This window comes from Catenulispora acidiphila DSM 44928, assembly GCF_000024025.1.
In the GTDB taxonomy this organism is placed as follows: Bacteria; Actinomycetota; Actinomycetes; order Streptomycetales; family Catenulisporaceae; genus Catenulispora; species Catenulispora acidiphila.
In genome coordinates this window covers 6,004,328-6,022,772 of the sequence record NC_013131.1, presented here as the reverse complement: position 1 = coordinate 6,022,772, position 18,445 = coordinate 6,004,328, and the positions used below count along the sequence as shown (strand labels likewise).

The 18,445-nt window shown below is 70.5% G+C and carries 10 protein-coding genes; 5 read left to right on the top strand and 5 right to left on the bottom strand.

Annotation, left to right across the window (positions count from 1 at the left end; genetic code table 11):
- Nucleotides 1–23 precede the first annotated feature (23 nt).
- From CACI_RS25865 to CACI_RS25850, 4 genes are all read left to right on the top strand, one after another.
- Nucleotides 24–2,393, top strand: a complete 2,370-nt coding sequence (locus CACI_RS25865; RefSeq protein ID WP_015793818.1) for a transketolase-like TK C-terminal-containing protein — start codon at nucleotides 24–26, stop codon at nucleotides 2,391–2,393.
- 158 nt (nucleotides 2,394–2,551) lie between these two features.
- Entirely contained in the window at nucleotides 2,552–3,385 is an 834-nt protein-coding gene (locus tag CACI_RS25860) for an enoyl-CoA hydratase/isomerase family protein (protein WP_015793817.1), read from the top strand.
- A 44-nt stretch (nucleotides 3,386–3,429) separates the two neighbouring features.
- Entirely contained in the window at nucleotides 3,430–4,896 is a 1,467-nt protein-coding gene (locus tag CACI_RS25855) for a winged helix DNA-binding domain-containing protein (RefSeq protein WP_317623725.1), read from the top strand.
- A gap of 36 nt (nucleotides 4,897–4,932) precedes the next feature.
- A complete protein-coding gene (locus CACI_RS25850) occupies nucleotides 4,933–5,841 on the top strand; it encodes an SDR family oxidoreductase (protein ID WP_015793815.1) in 909 nt (302 codons plus the stop codon).
- 3 nt (nucleotides 5,842–5,844) lie between these two features.
- On the opposite strand, the gene CACI_RS25845 is transcribed toward CACI_RS25850, so the two are convergent.
- The 3 genes from CACI_RS25845 to CACI_RS25835 all read right to left on the bottom strand — a co-directional run bounded on the left by CACI_RS25845 (nucleotide 5,845) and on the right by CACI_RS25835 (nucleotide 10,232).
- The gene (locus CACI_RS25845; protein ID WP_049871708.1) at nucleotides 5,845–6,531 is read right to left on the bottom strand and encodes a uracil-DNA glycosylase; all 687 of its coding nucleotides are present in this window, start codon (nucleotides 6,529–6,531) and stop codon (nucleotides 5,845–5,847) included.
- A 123-nt stretch (nucleotides 6,532–6,654) separates the two neighbouring features.
- Complete coding sequence (locus CACI_RS25840) at nucleotides 6,655–8,499, bottom strand: glycoside hydrolase family 76 protein (RefSeq protein ID WP_015793813.1); 1,845 nt, start codon at nucleotides 8,497–8,499, stop codon at nucleotides 6,655–6,657.
- A 32-nt stretch (nucleotides 8,500–8,531) separates the two neighbouring features.
- Entirely contained in the window at nucleotides 8,532–10,232 is a 1,701-nt protein-coding gene (locus tag CACI_RS25835; RefSeq protein ID WP_015793812.1) for a beta-1,3-glucanase family protein, read from the bottom strand.
- A gap of 330 nt (nucleotides 10,233–10,562) precedes the next feature.
- On the opposite strand from CACI_RS25835, the gene CACI_RS25830 reads away from it, so the two are divergent.
- Nucleotides 10,563–12,446 carry an arabinofuranosidase catalytic domain-containing protein gene (locus CACI_RS25830; protein ID WP_015793811.1) on the top strand — a complete coding sequence of 628 codons (1,884 nt, stop codon included), beginning with the start codon at nucleotides 10,563–10,565 and terminating at the stop codon, nucleotides 12,444–12,446.
- Between the two features lie 431 nt (nucleotides 12,447–12,877).
- On the opposite strand, the gene CACI_RS25825 is transcribed toward CACI_RS25830, so the two are convergent.
- Both CACI_RS25825 and CACI_RS25820 read right to left on the bottom strand, forming a co-directional pair.
- Nucleotides 12,878–14,098, bottom strand: coding sequence for an ROK family transcriptional regulator (locus CACI_RS25825; protein WP_143765394.1), 1,221 nt, complete (start codon nucleotides 14,096–14,098; stop codon nucleotides 12,878–12,880).
- Between the two features lie 207 nt (nucleotides 14,099–14,305).
- Entirely contained in the window at nucleotides 14,306–18,379 is a 4,074-nt protein-coding gene (locus CACI_RS25820) for a glycoside hydrolase family 3 C-terminal domain-containing protein (protein WP_015793809.1), read from the bottom strand.
- Nucleotides 18,380–18,445 lie beyond the last annotated feature (66 nt).

The following is an 18,445-nucleotide window of genomic DNA, read 5'->3' as shown; positions in this document are numbered from 1 at the left end:
CCCCGAACCGCGAGGGATGCGCCATGCCCGCAGCCGTTCCCCCGATCGACCCGTCCGCCGACCCGGCAGGACCCGCCGACCTGGCTTCTCTGACCGAGATCCAGCAGCGCGTCCTGTGGCTGGCCACCCGGATCGTCGACGCCGCCAACCACGACCGCGCCACCGGCGACGGCGTCAAGGTCGGCGGCCACCAGGCCTCCTCGGCCTCGCTGGTCACCGCGATGACCGCGCTGTACTTCCACCACCTCGGCCCGGACGACAAGGTCTCGGTCAAGCCGCACGCCTCCCCGGTCTTCCACGCCATCCAGTACCTGCTCGGCGAGCTGGACCGCTCCTACCTCACGCAGCTGCGCGCCTTCGGCGGCCTGCAGTCCTACCCCAGCCGCACCAAGGACCCCGACCGCGTGGACTTCTCCACCGGCTCGGTCGGCCTGGGCCCGGCGGCGCCGCTGTTCGCCGCCGCCGCGCGCCGCTACGTCGACGCGCACTTCGGCGCCCGCCCCCGCTCCCGCTTCGTGGCGCTGCTCGGCGACGCCGAACTGGACGAGGGCAACGTCTGGGAGGCCATCGCCGACCCGGCGTGCGCGGGTCTGGGCGAGGTCATGTGGATCGTCGACTTCAACCGGCAGTCCCTGGACCGCGTGGTCCCCGGCATCCGCGAGGGCCAGCTGCGCCTGCAGTTCGAGGCCGCGGGCTGGCACGTGGTCGAGGTCAAGTACGGCCGCCGCCTTCAGGCGGTGTTCGACCGGCCCGGCGGCGCGGCGCTGAAGGCGTGGATCGACGCCATGCCGAACGAGCGCTACCAGTCGCTGTTCGGCCTGGACGGCGCGCGCCTGCGCTCGGCGTTCCTGGAAGGCGCTCCCGCGGAGGTCGCCTCGGTGCTCTCGGTCGTGCCCGACGACGACCTCGGCGTCCTGCTCACCGACCTCGGCGGGCACGACCTGGTCGCGATGCTCGACGCCTACGCCGCGTGCGACGCCGTCACCGACCGCCCGAGCGTGGTCTTCGCCTACACCGTCAAGGGCTGGGGACTGCCGATCGCCGGCAACCCCCGCAACCACTCGGCGCTGCTGAGCACCGAGCAGGTCGCCGCTCTGCGCGCCGCGCAGGGCCTGACCGAGGCGACCGAGTGGGACCGCCTGTCCCCGGACACCGCCGCCGGCCGCCTGGTCGCCGCGCGGACCGGGCTCTTGAAGCGTCCGCAGCCCACCGCGCACCCGGCGATCCCGGTCCCGGTGCAGGTCGAGACCCGTTCCCCGGCCAAGCCGACCTCGACGCAGGAGGCCTTCGGACGCCTGGTCTCGGGCCTCGCGCGCACCCCGGAGGTGGCGCGGCACCTGGTGACCACGGCGCCGGACGTGGCGACCTCGACCAACCTGGCCGGGTTCATCAACAAGTTCGGCGTCTTCGCCCCCGCCGAGGTGCGGAACTACACCGCCGCCGACTCCCCGGTCCGTTGGAGCGAGTCCCCGTCCGGGCAGCACATCGAGCTGGGCATCTCCGAGATGAACCTGTTCCTGCTGCTGGGCCAGCTCGGGCTGGCCTGGGACCTGTCGGACCAGCCGCTGCTGCCGATCGGGACGGTGTACGACCCCTTCGTCTGCCGCGGCCTGGACGCGTTCATCTACGGCACGTACTCCGGCGCGCGCTTCCTCATCGCCGGCACGCCCTCCGGCGTCACCCTGGCTCCCGAGGGCGGCGCGCACCAGTCGACCATCACCGCCTCGATCGGCCTGGAGCTGCCGAACGTGGTGTTCTCAGAGCCCGCCTACACCCGCGCGTTGGACTGGGTGCTGTGCGACGCGCTGGCGCGGATGGGCCGCGGCGAGGCCGGCTCCTCGGCCTACCTGCGGCTCACCACGCGGCCGATCGACCAGGCGCCGTTCGAGGCGGCACTGGCGCGGGTGGGCGAGGAGCGGCTGCGCGAGCAGGTGCTGGCCGGCGGCTACCGGCTGCACGTCGCCGCCGAGCTGGAGCACGCCGGCGCGCCGGTGGTGCACCTGGCCGCCTCCGGCGCGGTGCTGCCCGAGGTGCTGGCCGCCGCCGCCGAGCTGGCCTCCGAGGGCGTCGCAGCGCACGTGGTCGACGTGACCAGCCTGGACCGGCTCTACACCGGCTGGCGCAGCGCGCTGCAGCAGGACTACCGCAGCGCCTCCGGCCCGCGCCGGCCCTCGGTGCTCAAGGAGCTGTTCCCGGGGCGCGCGCCGATCGTCACGGTGCACGACGCCGCCTCGCACACGATGGCGTGGCTGGGTTCGGCGGTAGGCGTCCCGGCGGTGCCGCTGGGTGTGGACAGCTTCGGGCAGTCCGGGACGGTGGCGGACCTGTACGCGCAGCACGACCTGGTGCCCGGCGCGATCGTCAACGCGGCGCTGGCTGCGCTGGCTTTGTGAGTGCCGGCGCTGGCCGCGCTGGCTTTGTGAGTGCCGGCGCTGAGGTGCTAGTGCGCTGAGCCTGCTCCGGCAGGGTGCGGTTCGTGCTTCGCTTCGCTCTTCCAAGGGCGACATGCGGTTGGGTAATCTGACATACCGTCAGATGGGAGCCCGACGACATGTTCCGCACCGAACCGGCCCTGCCGGAGCACGAATGGCAACTCCGGCTGGAGACCGGCGACGACGGCGTGGCCACCCTGCTCCTGGACCGCCCCGAGAAGCTGAACGCCTGGAGCTGGGAAGCCTCGCGGCAGCTGGCGCGACTGGCGGCCCGGGTGCGTTTCGACGACAGCATCAGGGTCCTGGTCCTCCGCGGCTCGGGGCGTGCCTTCTGCGCCGGCGTCGACCTCGGCCTGCCCGAGGACCGCATCACCGGCCGCTCGGAGGCGGAGCGCGCCCGCAACTTCGCCGAGGGCCTGCGCTGGGTGCACGAGCAGTTCCGCGCCTTCGCGACCCTGCCGCAGCCCATCATCGCCGCCGTCCACGGCTACTGCCTCGGCTTCGGCTTCGAACTAGCGCTGATGTGCGACATCCGCCTAGCCGCCACCGACGCGATCTTCGCCCTCCCCGAAGCCACCATCGGCATGGCCGTCGACGCCGGCGGCGACCTCCGCCTAGCCCGCGACGCAGGCACCGGCTGGGCAAAACTCCTAGCCCTCACCGGCCGCCGCATCGACGCACCGACCGCAGCCCGCATCGGCGTGCTCCAGGACGTAGTCGCCCCCGAGGACCTGCTGCCCGCCGCCTACGCGCTGGCGCGAGAGATAGCCGGGAACGCCCCACTGGCGGTGCAGGCGATCAAGCGCTCGGTGGACACCTTCGCCGACCGCGGCCTGACCGAGGCCATGGCACAGACAGCACTCCTCGCAGCAACGACATTCGTGTCAGAGGACGCACCGCTCGGCTACGCGGCCAAGGCAGCACGTCGCGCGGCGAAGTTCGAGGGCAAGTGAGTAGATATGAGGGGGTTGTCAGTACCCGACGGCACACTGGTCCCATGAGCACAGCAACGACGACGGTGGACTGGCGACGCGTTTCGGCGCGGCGGTTGGCACGAGCTGGGTTGGCGGGCGGCGGCCAGATGTCTGGCGCGGCTGGGGCTGCGGCGGGCGGCGCGGGCAGGGCGAGCGGTGCGGGCGGGGCGGCTACAGCAGGCGGCGCGGGTGAGGCGGCTTCGGCAGGCGGTGCGAGTAGGGCGGGCGGTGCGGCTTCAGTTGGCGGCGCGGATCAGGCAGCTTCAGCAGGCAGCACGGGCAGGGCGGCTTCGGCGGGCGGCGCGGATCAGGCAGCTTCATTAGGCGGCGCGGATCCGATGGCTGGGCCTGCGGCTGCGGCAGGGCTTGCTGATGCGCGGGCGGCACGGGTGGCTGGTGGCGCCGATATGTCCGCAGCCGCAGCTGATCCAGCGGCGACTGTGGCGGCGATGGCGGGGGCGCATGCGCAGATCATGTCGGCGGCTGAGTTGTCGGTGGCGTTGCGGATGGTGGGGGCGAGGGCTGGGGATGTCAGGGGTGCGGTGTGGGGTGAGCGGAGTCTGACCAAGACTTTTGGGCCGCGGGGGACCGTTCATCTGCTGCCGACTGCTGAGTTGGGTGCTTGGCTTGGTGCGTTGTCGGCGTTGCCGCCGATTGTTGAGCGCTTTCCTGCCGATGTGCGGCTGACGCCTGATCAGCTTGATGCCGTTCTCGCCGCTGTCGGGACGGCGCTCGCCGGTACCGAGCTGACCGTCGATGAGCTTGATGCGGCTGTCGGCGAGCTGACCGGGCCGTGGGCGGTCGAGGAAGTGATGCCCGCGTTCCAGACGATGTGGCCGCGCTGGCGGCAGGCGATGGGGATGGCCGCGCATCGGGGTGTGCTCTGCTTCGGGGCGGGACGCGGTCGGAAGGTCACGTATACGAATCCTGATGTGAAGCCCGCGGCCGCGGACGATGCGCTGGCGACCGTGGTCGGCGACTACCTGTGGTCCTACGGCCCGGCGACGCCGCCGCAGTTCGCCAAGTGGTTCGGGGGGACGCCGGCGTGGGGCGCAGAGGTGTTCGCGCGGTTGGCGAGCGCCGGGAGTATTGAAGAGGTCGATTTCGATGGCGCCTCCGCCTGGGTAGCAGCCGGGGATACCGCTTTCGAAGACACCGAACCGGCGGGTGTCCGGCTGCTTCCCTACTTCGATGCGTACGGCGTCGCCGGTCAACCCCGCGACCAGCTTTTCCCCGGACGCGCCGCCGAGCGTGCCCTGACCCGGGGTCAGGCGGGCAACCGCCCGATCCTGCTGGTGGACGGCGTCGTCGCGGGGATCTGGCATCTGCGCCGCTCCGGACGCCGGGCGACCGTCACGGTCGAGGCGTTCCGCACGCTGAACCGCGCACACAGCGCCGCACTCGAGCAGCAGGTGGCGCGCGTCGCAGAGATCTTGGATCTGGCCTCGGAGCTGGTGCTCGGCGAGGTCGAGGCGGGTCCCCATGCCTGAACATCATGTGCGTCCGGAGTGACTGAAGGAGTCCGCATGTATCCCGGCCTGCCCGAACCGCCGCCGCTCGGTACGGCGATGCTGCCGCCCGGCACGTTCGCCGGCGTCACTGTGTTCGTCACCGGCGGCGGGACGGGATTGGGCCGCGCGATGGCGGTGGAGTTCGCCCGATGCGGCGCCGCCGTGGGGATCGCCAGCCGCGATGCCGCGCATCGGGAGCGGGGGGTCGCCGAGGTGCGGTCGGTGGGCGGCGAGGCGGTCGGCGTGCCGTGCGACGTACGCGATCCGGAGGCGATCCGCGGTGCGTTCGACGCGGTCGAGGAGGCGCTCGGGCCGGTGACGGTCCTGGTCAACAACGCCGCCGCCAACTTCCCGGTGGCCGCCGCCGACCTGTCGCCGAACGGCTGGCGCGCGGTGACCGACATCGTCCTCGACGGCACCTTCCTGTGCTCGCACGAGCTCCACCGCCGCTGCGCCGAGCGCCAGAGCCCCGGCGTGATCCTCAACATCCTGGCGACGCAGGCCTTCACCGGCGGACCCGGCATGGCGCACGCCGCAGCGGCCAAAGCCGGCGTCGGCAACCTGACGAAGTCCCTCGCGGTGGAGTGGGGACCGGAGGGCATCCGCGTCAACGCGCTGGCGCCCGGGCTGTTCCCGCACGAGGACATGCGCGAGGATCTCAAAGTTCTGCGAGCCCAGCCGCCACATGGCGACGGAGATACTGCTACCGGCAATGATCAAGCCGCCATCGACGCCCGCCGCCAACCGGCCTTCCGCACCGGACGCCGCCACGAGCTCGGCTGGGCCGCCACGTACCTCTGCTCGCCGTTCGCGGCCTTCCTCACCGGCCACACCCTGGTCGTCGACGGCGGCAACCACCTGCGCCGCGACTTCGTGATGCCGCCGGTGACGCCGATCCGCGACCAGCTGCCGCCGCGCACGTAACGCCTACAGACCGGCCTCCGCCGCAGCCGCCCCGATCACGTCGCGCAGCATCGCCGGCGTGAGCCGTCCGGTGAAGGTGTTCTGCTGGCTGACGTGGTAGCAGCCACGGATCGCGAGCGGCGCACCGCCGTCGGCCGAAGCGAGTTCGACCCGCACTCCGTGACCGAATACGGGGCGAGGCTTCGGCACGGTCCAACTGCCCGCGGCGGCGATGGCCGGGAACAGCGCCTGCCAACCGAACGCGCCGAGCACCACCATCGCCCGCACGCTCGGACGCATCAGCTCCAGCTCACGCACCAGCCACGGACGACAGGTATCGCGCTCCTCGGGCGTCGGCTTGTTGTCGGGCGGCGCGCAGTGCACCGGCGCGGTGAACCGGACGCCCAGCAGCTCCAGCCCGTCGGTCGCGGAGACCGACGTCGGCTGGTTCGCCAGCCCGAGCGCGTGCAGCGCCTCGACGAGGATGTCGCCGGACCGGTCGCCGGTGAACATCCGCCCGGTCCGGTTGCCGCCGTGCGCCGCCGGTGCGAGCCCGACGATCAGCAGCCGCGCATCAGCCGGACCGAAGCCGGGAATGGGACGCGACCAGTACGTCTGCTCGGCGAACGCCTTGCGCTTGACGCGCCCGACCTCCTCCCGCCACGCCACCAGCCGCGGACACGCCCGACAGTCGCACAAGACCCGGTCCATCGCGGCGAGATCAGAGGCAGCCGGCGCTTGCTCGCTTGGTGGTCGCACACCGGCAACCTACCGGCGCGACGGATCGGCCGCGCGCTGGACGGGGATCGAGACGGGGATGGAGACGGGGATGGCTCAAACCCCCGCGTCCAGCGCCTCCAACCCGCTCGCTTGCGTCCGCCAATCGCTCACATTCGGATTCGTCCCCGAGCCCTGCCCCGACCATCGCTCCCCGAGCTGGTTGAGCGAGTTCCGGTCCGCGTTCCACAGCGACGACGTCTGCGCCTGGATGAACGTGCTGTACGCGCCACCGACCGACGCGTCGGCGTTCAGCTCGCCCAGGAAGCGCATGAAGATCCCCTTGAACTGCTTCTGGTTGTCGTCGCAGGTGGCGGTCAGCGCATCGCACGACTCCGTGAGCAGCCCGTTCGTCACCAGTGTGGGGGAGTGCACCGCCGAGTCGGCGAGGTGGCGCGCCTCGCTCAGGTCGCCGCTGTCGCCGGTCGCGCGGTACATCTCCTGCGCCGCGCCGATGGCCAGCCCTTGGTTGTACGTCCAGACCGTCTGGCCGTTGTTCGTGCACGCGTTCGTCAGGCCGTCGTTGACCAGACCCGAGCCGTTGATCAGTCCGCTGGAGCGGAACCAGTTCCAGGACGTCGTCGCCCGCGCCAGCCACGCCGTGTCGCCCGCGATGCGGTTGTGCAGCGCGGCGGTCAGATCCACATACAGCGCATTGGTCACCGCGTTCTTGTACGTCTTCTGCGTGTTCCACCACACGCCGCCGCCGCAGGTGCTGGTGTTCCACAGGGAACTGACATGGTTCGTGATGGTGACGGCCTCGTTCAGGTACGTCCGATTCCCCGTCAGGTCGTACGCGTCGATCCACGCCAGCGCCCACCACTCGGTGTCGTCGGTCGCCTGGCTGATGAAGTCGCCCTGGATGGGGTCCGAGCTGCGCGCGCCGGCCGGGAAGGCGACCTTGTTCACCTGGAACGTGCGGTCGACGATCCACTCGTATGCCGTATCGCCCGAGCCGCGCGTGTAGTCGATCACCGACGTCAGTGCGACCGCCGAATTCCACCAGCTCGACGGCCACCATGCGTTGGAGGGGTCATAAGACCACATCAGCGCGTCGGCGGCAGCCTTCGCCGGGACCGCGGCGGCGCGCGCCCACGCCGTGCAGCTGCCGTTCTGCCCGGTCACCGCACGCCCGCAGGCGCGCACGGCGCCCCCGGCCAGCCGGCCCAACGGATCGTCGATGTTGATCTCAATAGTCTGAGTACCGGACGCCCCCGACGGCACGCTCACCCGGCCCTTGCTCGAGCCGTCCGGCCACGTCGCGCCGCCGTCCCACGACCGGTCCAGCCACACCTCGTCGCCGGGCGCTCCGCCGGCGATCGAAGCCCAGGCCATGCCGCCGGAGTCGACGTGCAGCGCGATGTCGCGCCCGGACAGCGTGGCGTCGGGGACCGGTGAGGTGTTCCCGACCGAGGTCCTGGAATCGGCGCCGTCACACCGCGCCGCGCACACCGGCAGGTGGACCCAGTTCGTACACACCACCCCGCTGGCGTCGCCGCAGGCACGCACCACCGCGCGGCGGTGGTCGGAGGGGTCGTACATGTTGTACATCAGGGTCCGTGTACCGGTCCACGAGCTCGGGATCCACGCCTTGCCCAACAAGCCGTCCCAGCTGCTGCCGGCGTCCCACGACCGGTCGATCCAGACCGAGTCGTTCAGCCGGCCGTTGTCGATGCTGGCCCAGGCCATGCCGTCGACGTCGTCCACGTGCAATGCGATCACGCGGCCGTTCTCGGAGACGTTCGGGGTCGGGAACGTCTCCTGCTGCGCCAGCGAGGGATCACGCGTGTCGCAGTACAGCGCGCACACGGCGCTCGCCGCGTTCGCACGCGGCGGCGCCATGGCGAGCAGCGGTACCAGCGCCGTGACCAGAGCTGTGAGGAGGATCAGGATTCTGCGCACGACGAAGCACCTCCCGGGACGGGGACGGGTGATCAGGTCTGGCTGAAGGTGAACCAGTGCACGTTCACGAAGTCGGCGGGCTGGCCGCTGGAGAACACCAGGTAGACCGTGTGCTTTCCGGTGACCTTGCTGATGTTGGCCGGCACGGTCTGCCAGGTCTGCCAGCCGCCGGTGTTGCCGACGGCGAAGCTGCCGACCGGCGCAGCCGTCGGGCTGTCCAGCGCGACCTTGATCAGACCGCTGACACCTGCCGCGGCGCCGGAGGCGACCCGGGCCTTGAACTGCGTCGCGCCCGCGCTGCCGAAGTCGACGTTGGCGTAGGCGAGCCAGTCGCCTCCTCCGATCCAGCCGACGTCCTGGCCGCCGCCGGTGTCGCTGGTGGTCTCGTTCTGCGTGCCGTTGTGCGAGCTGTAGCTCGCCGCCTGGATCGTGGTGAAGGCGCTGACCGTGCCGCCGCCTCCGCCGCCGGTGCTGCTCGGGCTCGACGGCTGACTCGGTCCGCCGCCGCCCGGGCCGGTGGCCGTGCCGCCGCCGACGGCCACCGTCAGCAGCGTCGGGTTGCCGTCGGAGACCGCGCCGGACTGGTCGGCGCCGCCGTTGGGCGCCACGTCGTCGTAGGGGAAGCCGTAGCCGCGGCTGTCCAGGTTCGCCGCGTGCGCGATCCGCGAGTAGTGGTTGGTGATCGCGTTCTTGTAGTAGTTCGCGGGGTTCTCGCCGTCGGGCTGGGTGGCGTCGATCAGCAGGGTGCTGCGATTGAAGGCGGCGCTGATGCGGGCGACCAGCGGGCCCATCGCGCCGGCGGTGTTGGCGAACGGCCCGGTGCTGCAGCTGAAGATGTCGGCGGCCGAGGGTTTGGCGAAGCTTCCCAGCCCCGGGAAGGTCAACGTCCCGCCGGAGACCTGGCCGTTGACGGTGCCCCAGGAGGCCTGGGTGTCCACGGCCAGCGCCTGGCTCGAGTATTTGGACCACACCTGGTCCACGTAGGGCTGGTAGTACCCCGAGAACAGCGAGTTGTTGATCACGATGCCGTTGTTCGGGCTCAGCGCGCGCAAATTGGCGCCGCCGGAGGTGACGACCAGCTGGTTCCAGCCGGCGCCGTCCGCGGCGTGCTGGGCGTTCAGGTTCGAGCAGACCGTGTCCAGACCGTTGGTCGGCAGGCCGCTGACGGTCTGCGTGGCGCCGGAGCCGTTGGTCAGCGCCAGCGAGATCGGGATCGAGACGAAGTCGACGTAGCTGATGTTGGCGAACATCTGCGCGGCGTTGTACGTGAACTCGCAGAAGTCCCAGCGGATGTTGATGTTGGGGTCCGACTGGTTGCTCACGGAGGGCTCGACCAGACCCGGTCCCGGGTTGAGCAGGAAGGTCAGCGGCGCTCCGATGGCGAACCAGATCCGGCCGCCGGCGATGTGCGGGATGGTGATCGTGGTGGTGCTGCCCGGCGCGCCGAGCCGGATCGCGCAGTCCGCGGCCAGCGGGGAGCCGGTCGAACTCGGCGAGGTCGGGTAGTAGACCGTGTGCCCGTCGGCCTCCAAGAGCATCAGGGCATTGTTGTTGTCGATCGCCTGGCCCGTGACGTAGGCGTAGACCTGGTTCGACGTCGTGGTGTTCTGCAGGGCGACCTGCAAGGTGGGGGTGGTCGCCGAAGCCCGCCAGGCCAGGGCGCCGGTGCCCAGGCCCAGTGCGGAGCCGCCGAGGGCGACGGCGGAGGACAGCAGCTTTCTGCGATTCATCATGGGGCGCTCCTCGGGAGCGGTGGTGCACCGATTGTGGGGGAGGTGCGGGGCGTTACCGGACGCGTGGTTCCGGAAACGTTTACGAAACGTGGGTCGCCTCAGAGTATGGAAACCTCGGCGCCTTCCGTCAACGTCTTGGGGCTGACGGATTCGCAGGGATACGCACACTGATCTACAAAACAGAGCACTTATTGACGGAAAGCAACGCTGGTCGTACCGTGCCTGTTCGGACGCCGACCCACACCCTCAGGGTGTCCTGCCCGCGCGCGCCGCCGACCGGCCGGGCGGTAGTAAGGCTACGTGTATCCCCGTCCCCAGGGAGCATCGCCCATGCGTTCATCTCCACCTGCCCGCCTCACCGATCAGCGCGTCGAGTCCGGCTCGCGCCTGTGGCGTCGCCTCGCGATGTCGATCGGCGCGGTCGTGGTCCTCATCCTCGGCGTCCTCACCACCGGTCCGGGCGCCGCCCAGGCCGCGGGCTCGCAAGGGCCCTGCGACATCTACGCCTCCGCGGGTACCCCGTGTGTGGCGGCGCACAGCACGGTCCGAGCGCTGTACGCGTCCTACAACGGACCGCTCTACCAGGTCCGGCGTGCATCCGACGGTGCCACCACGAACATCGGCGTGACCTCCGCCGGCGGGTCTGCGAACTCTGACGCGCAGGACACGTTCTGCGTGCAGACCGCGTGCACGATCACGGTCGTCTACGACCAGTCGCCGCAGCACAACAACCTGACGATCGAGGGCGGGGGCGGCGCCAACCCGAACGCCGACGTCGCCGCGAACGCCAACGCCGCGCACATCGTCGTCAACGGGAACAAGGCGTACGGCGTGTACGTCGGTCCCGGCGTCGGCTACCGCGACGACAACACCTCGGCGATCCCGACCGGCCACCAGCCGCAGGGTGCTTACATGGTCGCCAGCGGCACGCACGTCAACGGCGGCTGCTGCTTCGACTACGGCAACGCCGAGACCAACAACCGCGACAACGGCAACGGCCACATGGAGGCGGTGAACCTCGGGACCAGCTGCTGGTCCTCCCCGTGCAACGGCACCGGGCCGTGGATCACCGGCGACCTGGAGAACGGCCTGTATCAGGGTGCCGGCGCGAACCCGTCGAACACCGGCAACAACAGCCAGTTCGTGACCGCGATGCTCAAGAGCAACAACCAGACCACCTTCGAGATCGAAGGCGGCAACTCCCAATCCGGAGGCTTGACCACCTGGTACAACGGCTCGCTCCCGCCGAACGGCTACACGCCGATGTCGCTGGAGGGCGCCATCGTCCTCGGCACCGGCGGGGACAACAGCAACGCCTCGATCGGCACGTTCTTCGAGGGCGTGATGACCGCCGGCGTCCCGAGCGATTCGGCGGACGCCGCCGTGCAGGCGAACATCGTCGCGCAGGGCTACAGCGGCAACAGCGGCGGAAGCCCGCAGGCGTCCGGCGGCACCGTCACCCTGCCAGGCGGGCAGTGCGTCGACGTCATCGGCGACGACAGCGGCGGCGACCTCACCGGGGTCAACCTGTGGGGCTGCCAGTCCGGCGCCGTCGACCAGCGCTGGACGCACAACACCGACGGCTCGCTGGAGACCTTGGGCCGCTGCCTGGACATCGACGGCAACGGCACGGCGGTCGGCACGAAGGTCGAGCTGTGGGACTGCAACGGCGTCGGCGGCCAGAAGTGGATCCAGCAGAGCAACGGCGCGCTGCTGAACCCGCAATCAGGCCTCTGCCTCGACGACCCGAGCGGCAACACCGCCAACGGCACGCAGCTGCAGATCTACACCTGCAACGGCACCACCGCGCAGCAGTTCTCGGTCAACGGCGGCGGCACGGTCAACGCCCCCGGCAAACAGTGTGTGGACGTCGCCGGCGACGACAACGGCGGCAACCTCACCGTCGTCCAGCTCTGGACCTGCCAACCCTTCGCAGCCGACCAGCACTGGCACCACAACGCCAACGGCTCGCTGCAAACCCTCGGCCGCTGCCTGGACATCGCCGGCAACGGCACGGCGGTCGGCACCAAGGTCGAGCTGTGGGACTGCAACGGCGTCGGCGGCCAGGTCTGGCAGCAGCAGTCCAACGGCGCGCTCCTGAACCCGCAATCAGGCCTCTGCCTCGACGACCCGAGCGGCAACACCGCCAACGGCACCCAGCTGCAGATCTACACCTGCAACGGCACCGCGGCACAGAAGTTCGCGCTGGAGTAGAGGCTCGGGTCTCACCGCAGCCTCCTGCACAGTTCTCCTGAGGCTCGGTGACACGCGCGGCGTGCTGTCAGACGACAGCTGGCAGCACGCCGCGCTTCGTGCTGCGCGAACAGGTGATTGGTGCGTGCTTCGACTCCGAGTCACGATTCTGCTGTGGACTCACCCGCGAGCCACCCTCACGGCAGCAGCTCCGCCGCCCCCGCGCCGCCGCGCCCCGCACCTCCGCGCTCGACCTGAGCCGTCCGGCGACCACCGCGATGTCGTGGACCTGTGGACTCACCCGCGAGCCACCGTCAGGGCAGCAGCTCCGCCGCCTCCGCGCCGCCTCCACCAACACCCGCGCTGCCGCGCCGCGCACCTCCGCGCTCGACCTGAGCCGTCCGGCGACCACCGCGATGTCGCGGACCTGTGGACTCACCCGCGAGCCGTCGTCACGGCAGCAGCTCCGCCGCCTCCGCGCCGCTCATCACCGCAAGCGTCTGCGCTGCTCCCGCCAACACTCGCGCCGCGGCGCCGCGGACCTCGGCGCTCGATCCGAGCCGTCCGGCGACCACTGCGACCTGGCGTGCGGCGGAGGGGAGGGCGTAGCGCGCGATGCCGCGGCGCAGTGGCTCGAACAAGGGTTCGCCGATGGCTGCCAGGTCGCCGCCGACGACGATCAGGCGCGGGTTCAGCAGGGTCACCAGTCCGGCGAGTGCCCGGCCTACTGCCTCGCCGGTGTCCTCCACGACTCGGGCGGTGCCCGGGGTTCCGGCGGCGAGGAGTGCGGGCAGGTCGCCGGGGGCGACTGGCTCGCCCCAGCTGTCTTGGAGGAGCCGGGCTACTGCGACCGGGCTGGCGATTGTTTCCAGGCAGCCGCGGTTGCCGCAGCGGCAGACCAGGCCGTCGCGGACGGCGGGCAGGTGGCCGATCTCGCCGGCCAGGCCGCCGGCGCCGCGTTGCAGGCGGCCGGCGGCGATGACGCCCGCGCCGATGCCGGCCGACAGGCGGATGTAGACCATGTCCTCGATGTCGCGGCCGGCGCCGTACATGTGCTCGGCGAGCGCCCCGGCGTTCGCGTCGTTCGTCAGCTCGGTGGCCAGGCCGGTGCGCCGCTCGAGTTCCGGGCCGGGGCGGATGCCGGTCCAGCCGGGCATGATGCCCTCGGCCGACAGCGCGCCGTCGGCGTCCACCGGGGCGGCGATGCCGACGCCGAGGCCCAGGACGCGCTCGCCGGAGACGCCGTTCTCGGTCAGCGCGCGCCGGACCAGGTCGGCGGCGAGGTCGAGGGTCTCGTGCGGCGCGCGGTCCACCTCTTTCGCCCGGCTGGTCTCCCACACCGGCGTGCCGTGCAGGTCGCACAACGCGACGCGCACGTGCGCGTGCCCGATGTCCGCGCCGATGGCGTAGGCGACGGAGCGGTTCAGCGCCAGCGGCAGCGCGGGGCGTCCCATCGAGCGGCTCTCGGCCTCGGGGGTGCCGCTCGAGCCGCCCGAACCGCTCGAACCGCTCGAACCGCCCGAGCCGTTCGCACCGTTCTCCTCCACGACCAAGCCGGCCGAGATCAGGTCGGCGACGAGGACGGACACCGTCGCCCGGGACAGTCCGGTGAGCCGGACCAGCTCGGGCCGGCTCGTCGTGGTGCTGGCGAGCAAGACTTGCAGGACCCTCAAACGGCCCTCTTCTCGCAGATTCGGCGGCGCGGCGACGATGCTCTCCTCCGGTTGGGTTCGGTGAATCACATGGTACGACCGCGGGCCCGCGGAGTCTGCGCTAGGCAGACTCCGCGGGCCCGGTCGGCGACGAATCGCGGATCAGTCGTGGAACAGTCCTGAATCCATCGTGGTTCAGTCGTGAACCAGTCGCATTTCCGTCGCGGATCAGTCGTGGATCAGATCGAACTCCTCCCACGGGCCGACCGCGGTCCGGTTAGCGATCAGCGGCGCCGCGCCGGCGTTGTCGGCGGTCACGATGTCGTTGTTCGCGTGCGACCGGAAGCTGACGCTGCCGTCGGAGTTGTGGATCAGGTCGAACTCCTCCCACGGCCCGATCGAGGTCCGGTTGGCGATCAGCGGCGCCGCACCGGCGTTGTCGGCGGTCACGATGTCGTTGTTCGCGTGCGACCGGAGGCTCACGCTGCCGTCGGAGTTCGTGATCAGGTCGAACGACTCCCACTGCCCGACCGAGGTCCGGTTCGCGATCAGCGGCGAGGTGCCGCCGTTGTCCGCGGTCACGATGTCGTTGTTCGCGTGCGAGCGCAGGCTGACGACCGAACCCGCCGAGGTGCCGGACACCGACACGGCGAAGATGTGCATCGAGACCGAACCGCTCACGGCGCTCGCGCTGACGTTCGGCAGCACGACGGCCTGCACCGTCTTGCCCGCCTGCAACGGGATCGCCGCGTACGAGAGGTTCACCGCCTGCGTGATCTTGCCGTTGCCGCCGTTGATGTAGGTCGGCTTCGCCAGGAAGTCAGTCCCCTGAGCCGCCGACGTCGACCACCAGTCGGCGAAGCCCAGGCTGTAATTCTGGGTGCTGCCGTCGGTGTAGATGATGGTCCCGCTGCCGGAGGAGGACCCGTACGTCGACGTGCCCACGATAGACAGCGTCGTCCCCGAGCCGGACACCGGAACCGTCTGCCCGGAGGCCACGATGTCGTTCTTGGTCCCGGACGCCGCACTCGGCCAGACGATCGTCGCGCCGTCGTGGGTGAGCGTGGCTCCAGGCGCGATCCCGGCAGCCGCGGACAGCGCCTGGGCCGAATAGCTCGTCCCGCCGCCGTCGAGGTTGCCGGCCGCCGTGCTGGCGTCGTCGGTGGTGCCGACGTTGTTGAACGCGGCGCTCAGCGACGGGTAGGCGATGTTCATCGTGCCGGAGTCGCTGTACGGACCGCTGCCGGTCAACGTCGCCTGCGCCGACACCGCGTACGGTCCCGCCGCCGTGCCCGACGGCGCGTTCACCTTCCACGTGGTCTGCACCGACTGCCCGCCGGCGACGCTGGCGAACGACGAAGGCGTGGTGGCCTGCGCGCTCCAGCCCGAAGGCAGAGTCAGTGCGACATTGACGTTGCTCTCGGCAGCGGTGCCGCCGTTGACGAACGTCGTGGTCGCCGTGCCGCTGCCGCCCGCGGTGATCAGCGTCGGCGCGGCCAGGCTCAGCGTGTGCCGGACCACGATCGGCGCGGTGCCGGTGACGCCGTTGACCGTGACGCTGATCAGCGCCGTGCCGTCGCCGACCGCGTGCACCTGCCCGGTGCTGGTGACGGTCGCGACCGTCGGGTCGCTGCTGCTGTAGCTGACCGAGGCGCCCGCCAGGTTCACGAACGACTGGTCGTTGTTGACGGCCTCGATGACGTTGTCCGCCGTCACGCTCATGTTCCGGCCCTGCGCGACCGAGCCGACGCCGGTGGTGTCGTCCTTGATCCACTGGTTCTTGCCGGTCAGGTCGATGGTCGAGCCGGCGTTGTAGACCACGCTCTCCGGCTGCACGGTCACGGTCTGCACCTTCGGCGTGATGGCGCCGGAGACCGCGACGTTCACCGAGGTCCGGATGTCCGAGGCGCTGGCGCCGACCTGCAGGGCGTACGTGCCGTCGTAGACCACGGACTTCATCGTCGTGGCGTTCCAGAACGACAGGTCGCTGATCTTCACCGGAATCGTGATCTGCTGCGCGGCGCCGGGGTTCAGGACGCCGGTCTTCTGGAAGCCCACCAGCCGCTTGGTCGGCAGCTGCACCCCGGACTCCGTGAACTGCGTCGCGGCGTACAGCTGCGCCACGGTCGCCCCCGCGGTGCTGCCGGAGTTGGTGACCTTGAAGCTGACGTTGACCGTGCCGTCAGCGTTCGGGCTGGCGTTGTCGACGGTCGCGGCGGAGTAGGTGAAGGCCGAGTAGCTCAGGCCGTAGCCGAACGGGTAGGTCGGCGTGCCGGTGAAGTACTGGTAGGTCCGGCCGAGCCCGCTGGTGTCGCCCGGGGTCAGACCGTAGTTCGACATCGCCGGAAGCTGCGAGTCGTCGGCGTACCAGGTGAAGTTCAGGTGCCCGCTCGGGTTCTGCTTGCCGAGCAGCACGTCGGCCAGCGCCGTGCCCTGGCTCTCGCCGTTGTAGCCGCTGAACACGACCGCCGGCACGCTGCCCTGCACGTCGCTGATCTTCACCGGGCCGTCGGACTGCACGACCAGCGCGGTCTTCGGGTTGCCCAGCGCCGTGGTCTGGGTGATCAGCGAGTCGTAGTTGCCCGGCATGTTCAGCGTGGTGCGGTCGTTGCCCTCCTGGGCGTTGTTCTGGTTGGTGCCGACGAACATCACGACCAGGTCGGCCTTCTTGATCGCGGCCTGCGTCGCGCTGCTCAGCGTCGCCGCCGAGGTCGTGGTGCTGGAGGTCCCGGCGGCGTCGAAGAGGATGTTCGCGCTCGGGTTCGCCGCCTTGATCGCGGTGGTCAACCCCTGCACCGCGTTCACCTGCAGCGACGGCGCGCCGGAGTAGTCGCCGAGGGTCACCTGGTTGGCCATGTCGCCGAGGATGACGACGTTGGCCAGCTTGCTCGCGCTGGCCGGCAGCAGCGGCGCGCTGGTACCGGAGACATTGGCGTTCTTCAGCAGGACCAGCGAGTTGTCCGCGACGCTGGTGGCCAGCGCCTGGTGCGCCGGGCTCTGGATCTGCGCCTTGGTGATGCTGGTGTAAGGAACCTTCGAAGCCGGGTCGAACTCGCCGGTCTCCATGCGGATCGTGAACAGCTTGGTCAGGTCGGAGTCGATGACGCCCTCCGACAGGATCCCGGCGCTGATCGCCGCCTGGATGTTCTGCAGCGAGAACTCGTCGCCGCCGCAGTTCACCTGCGTGCCGGCGCGCAGCGAGTACGCCTCGCCGCCGGCCGCGCCGGAGATCTTCGCGCCGGTGGAGGTGTTGGTCCAGATCGAGTTCGTGTCGCCGCCGTCGGTGGTCCAGCCCGGGGGAGCCCAGGCGTGGCCGGCGGGGAAGTTGCGGTAGGCCGTGCCGACCGCGCCGCAGTCGGAGGTCACGTAGCCGTTGAAGCCGTACGTGCGCTGCGCGAGCTGGTTGGCGGTGTAGGTGTCGGCGACCGAGGGCGTGCCGTTGATCGCGTTGTAGGAGGTCATCAGACCCGCGACATGCGAGTTCTCGATCAGGTCCGCGAACTGCTTGGTGTAGTAGTCGCGCAGGTCGGTGTCGCTGACGTTGGAGGAGATGCCGGTGCGGTTCTGCTCCACGTCGTTCAGCGCGTAGTGCTTGGCGGTCGCGGCGGCCTTGAGGTAGCCGTCCAGCGACTGCCCGGTCATCGAGTTGCCCTGGAAGCCGTTGACGAACGCCCCGGCCATCTGCCCGACCAGGTACGGGTCCTCACCGAACGCCTCGTCGGTGCGACCCCAGCGCGGGTCCCGGTCCAGGTTGACCGTCGGCGCCCAGAACGTCAGCGAGCCGTAGTCGCTCGCCGAGGGACCGAGGTTGTTCTGTCCGGTGCCGAACAGCGACTTGTCCACCAAGCCGCGCGCCTCGTCGGAGACCGCGGTCGTCTCCTGGTAGACCAGCGCCGGATCCCAGGACATCGAGGAGGCGAAGTTCGTCGGGAAGCTGGTCGCGACCGGCGGGTTGCCCGCGACGCTGCCGCTGTTCTGGTCGCCGCCCAGGTAGTTGATGCCGTGCTGGGCCTCGGCCTGGTACGTGTACTGCTGCACGCCCAGGCGCGGGATCGCCGGCGCGCTGGTGGTGTTCAGCTGCGCCGCCTTCTCCGCCAGCGTCATGCGCGAGACCAGGTCCGCGGCGCGCGCCTCGAAGGGATAGCTGGTGTTCAGGTAGATCGGCGTGCTGCTGGCCGCCGGGGCGGCGGTGTCCTTGGCGGAGGCCGCGACGCTGGTCGCGGACGCGGCGAGCGCGCAGACCAGGGCGAGGGCTGATCCTGCGGCTATCAGCTTGCGGCGGTGGGGGGTGGTTCGTCTCATCGACTCGACTCCGGGGTCGGTGGCAAGGGATGGAGCGGGGGGTGGGTGCGCAAAGCGGGGGTTCGC